The organism is Paenibacillus sp. DRB1-1, from assembly GCF_052119485.1.
Lineage (GTDB): Bacteria > Bacillota > Bacilli > Paenibacillales > Paenibacillaceae > Paenibacillus > Paenibacillus polymyxa_B.
On the sequence record NZ_JBODQH010000001.1, the window covers coordinates 1,365,932 to 1,377,115 of the forward strand.

Here is an 11,184-nt window from a genome sequence, read left to right on the forward strand (position 1 = left end):
CGCATTGTAAATGAGTAGAATGGAAAATAGAACTAGTTATTTAGGATCAATTTTCAGCCTGAAGCATCCGGTAAGCCAGTAGTGCCATCTCCAGGCAACGACGTTTGTCAGGGTCTGCCAGATTTCCCTCTATGATTTCATTAATTTTATCCAGCCGATTATAAAGGGTCTGTCTGTGAATGTACAAAATTCCGGCGGTATCACGCTTGGAGCCATGGGATTGAAAATAGGCATCCAGTGTATCCAGAAGCTGCATATGGTGCTCACGATCATGCGCAATCAGCCCGCCCAAATGGTCCTCTACGAACTCTTGTAGAAAAGGAATGCGGGGCACCGCCTTCAACAACTGATAGATTCCGATGCTGTCGTAAAATAACCGATCCTTCATGACTGGGACGCTTCGTGCCACTTCAATGACCTCATATGCCTCTTCAAAACTGCGGTCCGTCCCCGTCATGCGATGCCTTACTTTACCAAAGCCTGCATGAATGCGCACCTTATCAAGCTGTCCTGCGGCATAGTTCTGAATATATTGAACAGTATGGGCAAGCACTTTTTTCATTTGCGCTGCGGAACGCAGTGTTAATTCCTCCTTGGCACAAAGGATGTAGCATTGACTCCCCTTCATCATCAGCAGATTGTGCAACGTTTCTTTTTTCAACAATGAACGAAGCAGCACTAGCACATCCTGATTGATGGATTCCTTGCGTACCTGACTGGCATCCTTGTCCTGATGTTCTACCTCAATGACCCCTGCCCAAAATAAATACTGCCCCTTCGATAACAATCGCAGGCCCATTCGGGTCTGGGCCTGTTCTTCACTGGGAAGCTGTCCGCTCAGTACATCCTGAATCAATTCATTTTGATTACGCAGCAATCGGTCTTCAAGAAACTGTGTTCTCAGCACCAATGTAGCGGCGGCCTTGGCCGTGTAATCGAGTAGCAGCGACATTTCTTCCGTCGGCATTTCACTATGCAGCACCAAACCTACTGCGGAAAACACCTGACCGAAGCATACAACGGGCTGGAACAAGACAGCAGTGGATTCATTCAGGTGAAACAGCAGGTGTCCCTCCCGATCAGCGGTCATACTAGATTCCACTTCATTGGCATAAAAATCTGCAATACGGTCCGCCAAATCCGGCTGGACGGAAGGTACGAATCGATTGGTGTCAATGGAAGACATGTAGATAACCTGCCGGGCTGCATAGTCATGAAGCACACGCAAGAGGGCGTTCATATCGGTGCTGCGCAGGGTCTCCTGCTGAAGCTGACGTGAAAATCGTTCCAGATCTTTTAAGAGTTCATGATGTCGGTTAATAAGTAGGGAATGAATATCTTGTGTAATTTCAACAAAACGCACTGGCTGCTCAAATACGATGACCGGGAAGTGATGTCGTTCCGCCAACTCCAGAATTTCAGAGGGAATTTCATGAATGCTCGTGCCCAGCTCCACGCACAATCCCGCGGCTTCCGAGCGGATCAGTTGCTCCATATACTCGGCACGCTCTTCCCCCTTCCGGGTGAGCCACAGGCCGGTCGTCAAAATCAAGTCATGACGGCTCACAAACGGAGAAACATTTGTGATTTCTAGTACATGGACCCAACCCACACGGCGATTTACGCCCTGTTCCCCCGCCGCCAGTTTTGCCCGCCGGAAAACGGGACGTTCCAGCACATCCGCAATGGTAAATGTTTTTTTACCGTTCATCGGCATTCTCCTTATGTATATGTCTTTATGTCATTTTATATGACATATATTCATCAAAAAGTCGAGCCTTTGAGTCAGATAATCCGACAAAATGTATGATGTCAAGGAGCTTCACCCCTTGTAAACTGTACCTAATCTAACATGAATTGCATTTATCGGCTTGAGTCCATGTAACTAATCGGCAGGCTGCACAAAAATGATAGTGTAATTTTCTTAACAATTATTTTTAGGAGAGGTGAATGAAATGAAAATTGGGGTTCCGAAAGAGATTAAAAACAATGAAAATCGTGTCGCTCTAACGCCAGCAGGTGCAGCTCAAATGATTCAACACGGACATCACGTATTTGTGGAAAGCCATGCAGGTGTTGAAAGCGGCTTTACGGATGGAGATTATGCCACTGCGGGTGCAACTCTTGTGCAGCAAGCTGCGGACGTGTGGTCCCAGGCGGATCTGATTATCAAGGTAAAAGAGCCGCTCCCCTCTGAATACGGGTATTTTCGACCAGGATTGATTTTATTCACCTATCTGCATTTGGCTGCTGAGCCAGCACTGGCCCGCGCTTTAACAGACAACGGCGTAGCCGCCATTTCCTATGAGACGCTAGATGTTGAAGGCAGCCTCCCGTTGCTTACCCCGATGAGTGAGGTTGCCGGTCGAATGGCTGTACAAATTGGAGCACAACTGCTGGAAAAACCAAAGGGTGGCAAAGGCATCCTGTTGGCAGGTGTGCCGGGGGTCAAACGCGGTAAAGTGACCATTATTGGCGGAGGGGTGGTCGGCACCAATGCTGCCAAGGTCGCCATCGGTCTCGGGGCAGATGTGACACTAATAGACCTGAGCCTGCAAAGACTGCGCCAACTGGACGATATTTTTGGCAATCAGCTCCACACGCTGGTGTCCACCCCGTCCAACATTGCTGAAGCCGTGGCGCAAAGTGATTTGCTGATCGGTGCTGTCCTAATCACTGGTGCCAAAGCCCCGCGGCTCGTAACGGAAGCGATGGTACAGACGATGCAGCCCGGCTCTGTGATTGTGGATGTCGCCATCGACCAAGGCGGCATAGTCGAGACGATTGACCACATCACGACACACGATCAGCCTACCTATGTGAAGCATGGCGTCATTCACTATGCGGTAGCAAACATGCCGGGCGCGGTACCGCAAACCTCGACGCTCGCCCTGACGAACGCGACGCTCCCCTTTGCTCTCCAGCTCGCAGATCTGGGGGTGCAGGAGGCGCTTCGCAGAAGCAAGCCGCTGCTTAGCGGCACCAATGTCCTGAACGGACATATTACCTACGAAGCGGTCGCACGTGATCTGGGATATCCTTATGTTCCCGTGGAACAGGCATGGCAGGCGAAAGCCTTACAATAGTAACAGCTCAAAGAACCACACGCTCTTCCCGGCAGGGACTGAAGCGTGTGGTTCTTTTTGTGCTAGCTGTATTCACCGTACTTACTGCATTTCAGACGATTTCTGACGAAAGGAACGTATGGAGACGGCGATAGATATCTGTGATTTCTTCCAGCGACATGCGCACCAGTCCGCTAGACGAAGGTGCCACAAATTCATGCATCTCAGGAATTAGCGGTTCAGGCTGAAATCCCCAATCCACTTTGGATTTTTTACTATATTCGGTGTACACGCCTTTGCCGACAAAGCAAGCAACCTTCGGGCGGTATTCCTTTAGCTTCTCGTATAGCTTCAGACGTCCTTCGGCGTATTCCTCGCGTGCAATGTCCTCTACTCCCCTCGTGGGACGGGAAACAATGTTCGTAAAACCGAAGCCCAGCTTCAGCAGCTCACGATCTTCCGATGGATCGTACAAGCGAGGTGTCAAGCCTGCTCCCTCCAGTATGCGCCAAAAGCGGTTGCGCGGATTCGCATAATGATGTCCTACCTCGCCTGATTTCAAGCTGGGATTAAAGCCGATGAATACAACGGATAAGCCATAATCCAGATGATCATCTACCTCATGCAGTTCTGTCTCTCGCTCTGTCATGGGCTCCTCCTTCCTCAAACAATATCCAGCGGCTGCTTCCGCGTTGGCGGAGGAAAAGCTTCGTCTATTTGTTGAAGTTGTTCAGGAGTGAGCCGAATACTGGCTGCCGCTGCATTTTCTCGTACATGCGATTCCTGCACCGCCTTCGGAATTGCCCAGACATCACCATCCCGTATGACCCACGCAAGCGCAACTTGGGATGGAGTTACCCCATGGCTGGCAGCAATATCTACCATAACAGGATGCTCCAACAGACCCCGTCGCAGGCGGCCACCTTGGGCAATCGGGCAATAGGCCATCACAGGCACCCCATGCGTACGGCTCCAAGGTAGCAGATCATATTCGATGCCCCGCGAAGCTGCGTGATACAGCACTTGGTTGACAGCGCAGGCTTCGCTTCTACTCAGGCTCCATAGCTCCTCCATGTCGGACTTGTCCAGGTTGGACACTCCCCAGCTACGGATTTTACCCTGCTCACGCAGTTTTTCCATACCTTCTATCGTCTCTTCCAGTGGAATATTCCCACGCCAATGTAACAGATACATGTCCATGTACTCCGTTCCCATTCGGGTTAGGCTCGCTTCGCACGCTTGAGCCAGTCCTTGGCGGTCCGCATGATGAGGGTAAGCCTTGCTAACAAGATAGACATCGTCCCGGCGACCCCGAATGGCCTCTCCGACGATCTCTTCTGCGCCGCCCTCCGCATACATTTCAGCCGTGTCCACCAGCGTCATGCCCAGCTCCAAGCCAAGTTGAAGCGCGCGCACCTCTTCCTGCCGGAGTGACGCTTTTTCACCCATATTCCACGTACCCTGCCCGATTAGCGGTACTTTACGACCGTCAGTCCAAGTAATCACACTTTTCTTATGTTGGCTCATATGCATTCCCTCCTTAGGATCCTGATGCCACAGGCTTGTCAAATACATGGCTCTGCGTCCAATGCTGTCCACCATCCGAGGTGGTGTACATAACTGGGGCCTGCTCTGAATCTGAGAAAATAGCCCAGCCTTCCTTGGCATTTGCCATCCCGATTTGCTGACCGCCATAACCGTCAAAGCCTTGCTTGCCATTGTTCCACGTCTTGCCGCCGTCAGTCGTCCAGCCGATGGTATTGGGCTTGTCGCACGGTGCGCAGTAGCCACCCATCCATGCGGTACTGCTATTAACCGGATAGAGCATACCTGGTGCCGTCCCTTCATTTTTGGCAACCTGGTTGTCTTGCTGGCTAATACCTGGTGCCGGACCGCCGCCAGCAGTGGCATTCGCCAGCACAGCACGCCAGCTTTGTCCGCTATCAGCAGTATGCCAAAGCGAATACGACGTCTGATTCATCCCCGTATCTCCAACCAGCTCGATCCATGCGTTGCCACGTTCTACCGAACGAATAATGGCTCCATTTAGAGGCGCCTCCGTTGTGCGTGACATGACAGTAGTCCACTTTTGGCCCCCGTTAACAGTGTGTAAAATCTGAAACGAACGGTCTGTGTCCTGCGTAACCGCCCAGCCGTTTTGGCGATCATGGTAATATGGCTGTCCTACCATGTGGCCAGGCACGGGGAGCGAAGACCAGCTTTGCCCGCCATCCTTCGTATATTGGCTGCCACTGAATCCTTCCTTGGATGATACAAAGTGTAAAAAGCCCGTTTGTCCTTGCTCAGGTACAGTCCCGACAACCTCCCAGCGTTTGCCGCCATCGCGAGTGCCCAGCAGCGATCCGCTGTCTGCCATAACAGCCCAGGCCTGCTGTCCGTTCAAGGCAAAAATCTGCTGAACCGTACCTTGGCCCTGATATTGCACATTCCACATTGATCCGACTGAACCGGATGCAGCCGCGGCCGTTCGGGCAATCCAGCCATTTCCGCCGATCCAGCCGGATTGACCGTCGATCAAACGCAGCGCGGTAATATTGTCCATGCGGACTTTCGCTATAGTAGAGTCTATGGTTGCTTGTCCTCCTGTTTCCGTTGCATTGCCAGTACTGGACGGGGATGCGCCATTTTTTCCGTTAACAGCGGTCTGCTGTTCCGGTGTATCTACAGTTGTTCCCGAACCATTCGCTTGTGCCGAGGTGGCACCCTTTTGCTCATTTTGAGCCGTTTGTCCTGTTTGCGAGCCTGTTTCACACCCCGCTGTCACTATGGCTACGGCGAGCAAAAGCACCCATACCGATGTTTTTTTCTTCATTTTCGTTCATCCCCTTATGTTGGTGATATACATGCTGTGCGGGTATTGTATTCACAGCAAAGTATATTCTATGTATTACCCTGCTGTCTTCGTTTCACTCTTAAGGTGAATATACGGGTGACTGTATGCGAACCATCGTTTCAGGTTACGAGTTTACAGGAACAAAGCCGCCCTTTTCGATGGCCCTGGTTCCTTCTTCACTTTGCAACCATTCGAGTAATCGTTGCATCGAAGAGCTTGGTTTCTCGCCTTCCCGTGTGACCACAAACAATTGAGCTGTGAATGGATATTGTTTCGAGCGAATGTGTTCTTTGTTCGGCTCTACTCCATCAATAGACAAAAATTTAACCTCTTGACGATTATGCATCACATTTGCAAAATAATAAAATGAATATCCGAGCGCGTTGTGATCCTTGTTAAAATCTGCGACTGCATTAATCATACCACCCATAATGCCAATTTGTAGTTCACGCGGCGGGTCAGCCATCTCATGGCCTGCCATCACTTTCTTTTGCATGTATGTCTGACTGCCTGAATTTTCTTCTCGCTGATAAGCAATGATCGGCTGATCCTTGCCCCCTACTTCATTCCAATTATGGATAGCTCCTTCATATATACGACGAACCTGCTCCGAAGAAAGTCCGTCAACCGGATTGTCTTGATGCACGAGAAAAATAAACGCATCCCACCCAATAGGTGTGAGCTTCATTTGTATTCCCCGACTTTTTGCCAGACGCAGTTCCTCATCGGAAGGACCGGCCACCAGAATCAGATCCGCCTTCTTTTCGATCAAATTGACATATGCCTGATGGGTCGTGTTGAATCTCAGCTCGTGCGCCGCTCGCGCCTTGCTCATTCCAGTCAGTTCATGCAGCATATCCTGCGCAAAAGGAATGGCCGCCGTAGCCCCGTCAACTACCGGAAAATCCTTCTCTGCAATGTACGGGCGTTGAGGAAGCATCAGTGTAATCGTCAGCACAATGACGAGCGCAGCAGATATTGCGGCAACAATCCATTGCCATCTATGATCCACCTTACCATTCTTGTCGGTCACCGCTGGATAACGATTCACCCCAACTCCTACTACCATACCAACTATCGGCAGCAGTGCTGCCAGTAGAAACCAGATTTCACCATGCTGTGTATATGGCCCCAGTACCTCCAACACAGGCTCCGCCCAAGCGTGATAGAGTGAAAAGAGCTCCCAAGCCCCTCCCCACACTTCAGCAGGTTGACCACCAGACCCTTGTATTCCTATAATCCACAACCACAGCCCACATAATAATGATAATATCCCAGTCAGCATCAGCGAAAGCTTGCCCATGCTGGACATACGTGCACTCAAGGCACCATAAGCTGCAAAGATGAGACCGATAATCCATGCATATAGAAGCAGTATTACAATCACAGTTGTATCCGTCACACCTCCATGCCTCAGCAGAAGCTGCACTTGGGGTGCCACAACCTTACTCCAAACTACATTAAACATGACTGAAAACAATCCAAACATAAACGTACCGCCCAGCCATGGCCAAAACCATGCTATCCGCACAGACTCGTCCTTTTCCGGCTTGGTTATAACTCCCTTTGGATCAGACATGTACATCCCCCTATATCTAATGAATGAAATGAGACTGTAAGCCATTGCTTCTTCATTGTACAATTATGGTAAAGATTAGTATACGAAAGGAGGAAAAAATGTCCTTATCTGATCATCCGAACGAGGAGGCACTCAAGCTACATATGGCAAAAAGGCCTCCCCCCCCACGGGAAAGGCCTTTTTGGTATCGGATTTTAAGGAACTGTCGGTAAAGCCTTTGCAAGCTCCGGTGTCATTTCGTTTGGAGTTAAATAGCAATAGCGTGTATGGGGGTCTGAACTAAATAAAGGTTTGATCTTGACCTGAACCAGGTAAGTGCCTTTCGCCCTATTTGGAGTATAGCTATAGGGTCTGCGCTTTTCCAGTACAGTGCTCCAGAGCTTCGGATCTTCAATCGTTATTGCTTTATGCTTCTGTTGGATGCTTTTAAATAGCTTATAGTCTTCAATATACTGATTGGGTTGATAAGGTTCAAGCTCTTCAGCAATAATAGGAACAGCCCGTATCGAAAAAATATCCTTGGAATCAATGATCACCTTATCCGCATACCCCTTTTGCTCTAGCCAACCTGTAAGCTTGTGATAGGAAGCCGGCCATTCAAATGAAAATTCACGATGCCAGCTCGGTTCGTTATTGGTAAAGGATGACTCTTTGTTTGTAATAGAAACACTCCCTAGGGGATATCGATGTGATTGCATTTCGCTATAACTCATATTTAATACTTCTTCTCTGAGTATATCTTCAAATTCACGAGTTTCTTTTGGATTGGTTAAAACCACTCGTCTTTCATTATCATCTACGGATTGGATATTAATCGTCTCTGCTTTTCCTTGCAGCTTATCCAGCTCGTATCTTACCGTTTTATAAGGCTCTGCTTCCATCACTTTAGTCAGTTCTGTCCGGAAAGGCTTCTCCGGGAATGTATAGCGGCGAGTCATGGTGGAACCATCATCCAAGCGGTAGATTATGACTGCCCTTTCGACGGCCAGGTTTTTGGACAATGTTTTCTCGCCAGCTGCATGTGCACGTACGAGTTCACGATGTAAATTCAGCACAGAGGCGATATAGGCCCTGTCTTGGGAGTAATAAGCTTCTTTTTCTGCATTTCCCCCTAGAGGCTCCTCTTGCCCGACATAAACTTTTTCTACGGAGTGTGCTGTTGGAATCCGCCCCTCATAACCCAACCAACCTGATATCGGGATATATAGTACCAGCCCCATGATCACACCGTACACGACCATTTCCACCAAAGCTCGAACACGCACAATTTGCCACGTCTTGCGGACGACCATCTCTACAACGATATAGCCTAGAACAGCTCCAAGTGCATACCCAAAAATCGACCAATTTGCTGCTCCTCTTGTACCTGCATTATAAAAATAATCGCCTATTACAAGCATGGCGCATAGTATAACCCCTGCCTTGAACAAAGGTTGAAAGAAAGAAAACGCCATGGCCTGAGTCGCCTTCTCGACCAAGCGTTTACGATACAAACCATAACTCAAGGCAACAAACAACAGAGAGATACCTAAATAGGCAAGTAGCTCCATGTAGGAAAAGGCGCGCTGCGGCAAATTGTCCATAATGCGTACAAACGGCGATAAGTTATCCCAGACATTATTACTGCTGCGAAACTCCGAGCCGTTAATATATTGAACAATGGTTTCTCGCACTTGCACATAACCGTATAAATTACGTTCCAGAAAACGCCCTATCATCATGGATAGAAACTGAGGCAATAGCAGCAAAACATACACTACTACGATCTGTAGCAACGATTGTCCCACACAAATCCCTACAAACACAGTAAAAGTAAACAGGAAAATCGTAAGGACAGATACGACCAGTGCCCATGATCCAATATCATTGATATGAAAAATATAAGGCAGTTCGACTGACGTGTTAACCCAAGCAGTTACTCCCGCAGTCAGCCATACAGGTACAAGTAAAAGAATAAGACCGCTAATCAAATGTGCCGTTAATAGATGCTCTCTACGCAAAGGTAGGCTGTGATACAAATCGGATGACCCCTGTCGCTGAACAAAACGAAGCAGCATCACACCTGCCAGCACGGGTACGGTCGTTAAGATTAATTTTTGCAATTCATTACCTGAGCTTGTGTTATCGAACAAGCTTTTTAAAACCACTCGTGGTTGTTCATCACCAATGCTCATAAACAATGGCAGCAGTACTGTAAACAGCAATCCTACCAAGTACAATAGACCGATCCAGCCATGCTGTCTCAGGCATTGGCGAATTACGCCGCCGCTACAGAAGAATCGGTTGGATGTCATAACCTGCGTCCTCCATTTCATAAATGAAAATTTCTTCAAGCGTCAACGGCAGCAAATCAAACACATGCGGCTCATACGCCTCAATCGTCTCTGCAATCCGCTCTCGTTCCCCCCGGATAATGAGCAGCAGAACACTGCCCCTCCGCTCCTTATGTACAACCGAAAGTTGTCCACATACGGTTTCCTCATGCGTGCTTTCACGAAAGGCAACCTGCACCTTATGCGTATCAGACTTGAGGTCGTCGACCTCTTTTTCCAACAGCATCCGCCCCTGGTGCATAATGCCGACGTGATCACACATGTCTTCTATTTCACGCAAATTATGAGATGAGATCACGACGGTCATCTCGCGTGCAGCGGTTTCCTGGAACAGTAAATTTTTGATCATTCTACGCATCACCGGGTCCAGCCCATCAATCGGTTCATCCAAAATGAGCAGCTCAGGCATACAGCTCAAGGCAAGCAAAAAAGCAGCCTGGCGCTTCATCCCCTTGGAAAAACGGTGGAGCTTTCGTTTAGGATCTAGCTTAAAAATCTCCGTAAGCTGTATGTAGCGTTCCTCGCTCCAGCTCGGATAAATGGAGCGGTAAAACCGGGCCATCTGACGAATTGTCGCTTGCGGAAAAAAATAGGGGGTGTCTGGCATAAACAGAATGTGCTGCTTGACTTCTGGCTGCTCATATACGGACTGTCCGCCAATCAGTACCTTTCCTGCATCCGGTCGGTAAATCCCGGCGATGATTTTGAGCAGTGTTGTTTTCCCCGCCCCGTTTGAGCCCAGCAGTCCAAAAATGGAGCCCTTCTTCACTCTAAGGGCGAGCTGGTCGACAGCCTTTTCTTCTGTAAATGTCTTTGTGACTTCCCTTAATTCAATCAAGGGACATCCCCCTTTCCTTTGTTTGTATAGCTTCCACGTACATGTCGTCCACTTCCTGCTGTGTAAAACCGAAATGGACGGCTACAATCATCTGTTTTAACAACGCCGCCCGAATCTCATCTCGCTTGATTTGTTGTGGCTGATGTTGGGCAGGTGTGACAAAGCTGCCTTTGCCCTGAACGGAATAAATGTATCCTTCTCGTTCCAACTCGCGATACGCCTTCTGAATCGTATTCGGATTCACCGTTAGCTGAGCGGACAATGTCCGCACAGAAGGCAATTGCTCATCCGGCTGAAGTGACCCATACACGATCATTTCCTTTACCCTGTCCATAAGCTGTTCGTAGATCGGCTTGCGGCTGCGGATATCCAGCTCGAACATGGACTTCCTCCTTTCAAGACTTAATCTGATTCATTTGTATATGCTCAGCTGTTCTAACTGTACTATAATTAATAGTACAGTTAGAACAGTTTGTCAATCTTTTCTTTGGGGATTTCTCACAAAAAAAATAGCC

The 11,184-nt window shown here is 48.8% G+C and carries 9 protein-coding genes; 1 reads left to right on the forward strand and 8 read right to left on the reverse strand.

Translation table 11 applies throughout. From position 1 onward, the window contains the following. Window positions 1-46: 46 nt before the first annotated feature. Window positions 47-1,711 carry a PucR family transcriptional regulator gene (locus ACQW03_RS06030; protein WP_023987304.1) on the reverse strand — a complete coding sequence of 555 codons (1,665 nt, stop codon included), beginning with the start codon at window positions 1,709-1,711 and terminating at the stop codon, window positions 47-49. Between the two features lie 244 nt (window positions 1,712-1,955). Here ACQW03_RS06030 and ald point away from each other — a divergent pair, with 244 nt between their 5' ends. After that, window positions 1,956-3,086, forward strand: a complete 1,131-nt coding sequence (gene ald, locus ACQW03_RS06035) for an alanine dehydrogenase (protein ID WP_071639774.1) — start codon at window positions 1,956-1,958, stop codon at window positions 3,084-3,086. Window positions 3,087-3,177: 91 nt separating this feature from the next. On the opposite strand, the gene ACQW03_RS06040 is transcribed toward ald, so the two are convergent. The 7 genes from ACQW03_RS06040 to ACQW03_RS06070 all read right to left on the reverse strand — a co-directional run bounded on the left by ACQW03_RS06040 (window position 3,178) and on the right by ACQW03_RS06070 (window position 11,051). Next, window positions 3,178-3,714, reverse strand: a complete 537-nt coding sequence (locus ACQW03_RS06040) for a mismatch-specific DNA-glycosylase (RefSeq protein WP_441948729.1) — start codon at window positions 3,712-3,714, stop codon at window positions 3,178-3,180. Between the two features lie 14 nt (window positions 3,715-3,728). Then, a complete protein-coding gene (locus ACQW03_RS06045; RefSeq protein ID WP_076293421.1) occupies window positions 3,729-4,592 on the reverse strand; it encodes an aldo/keto reductase in 864 nt (287 codons plus the stop codon). Between the two features lie 13 nt (window positions 4,593-4,605). Further along, complete coding sequence (locus tag ACQW03_RS06050; RefSeq protein ID WP_441948731.1) at window positions 4,606-5,898, reverse strand: hypothetical protein; 1,293 nt, start codon at window positions 5,896-5,898, stop codon at window positions 4,606-4,608. Between the two features lie 145 nt (window positions 5,899-6,043). Continuing rightward, a complete protein-coding gene (locus tag ACQW03_RS06055; RefSeq protein WP_441948733.1) occupies window positions 6,044-7,498 on the reverse strand; it encodes a PstS family phosphate ABC transporter substrate-binding protein in 1,455 nt (484 codons plus the stop codon). A 194-nt stretch (window positions 7,499-7,692) separates the two neighbouring features. Further along, a complete protein-coding gene (locus tag ACQW03_RS06060) occupies window positions 7,693-9,792 on the reverse strand; it encodes a multidrug ABC transporter permease (protein WP_441948735.1) in 2,100 nt (699 codons plus the stop codon). Next, a complete protein-coding gene (locus tag ACQW03_RS06065) occupies window positions 9,767-10,669 on the reverse strand; it encodes an ABC transporter ATP-binding protein (RefSeq protein ID WP_025723753.1) in 903 nt (300 codons plus the stop codon). Before ACQW03_RS06065 ends, ACQW03_RS06060 begins: the two co-directional genes overlap by 26 nt. Beyond that, window positions 10,662-11,051 (reverse strand): GntR family transcriptional regulator, encoded by a 390-nt coding sequence (locus tag ACQW03_RS06070; RefSeq protein ID WP_025723754.1) that lies wholly within the window; start codon window positions 11,049-11,051, stop codon window positions 10,662-10,664. Before ACQW03_RS06070 ends, ACQW03_RS06065 begins: the two co-directional genes overlap by 8 nt. Window positions 11,052-11,184: the final 133 nt, after the last annotated feature.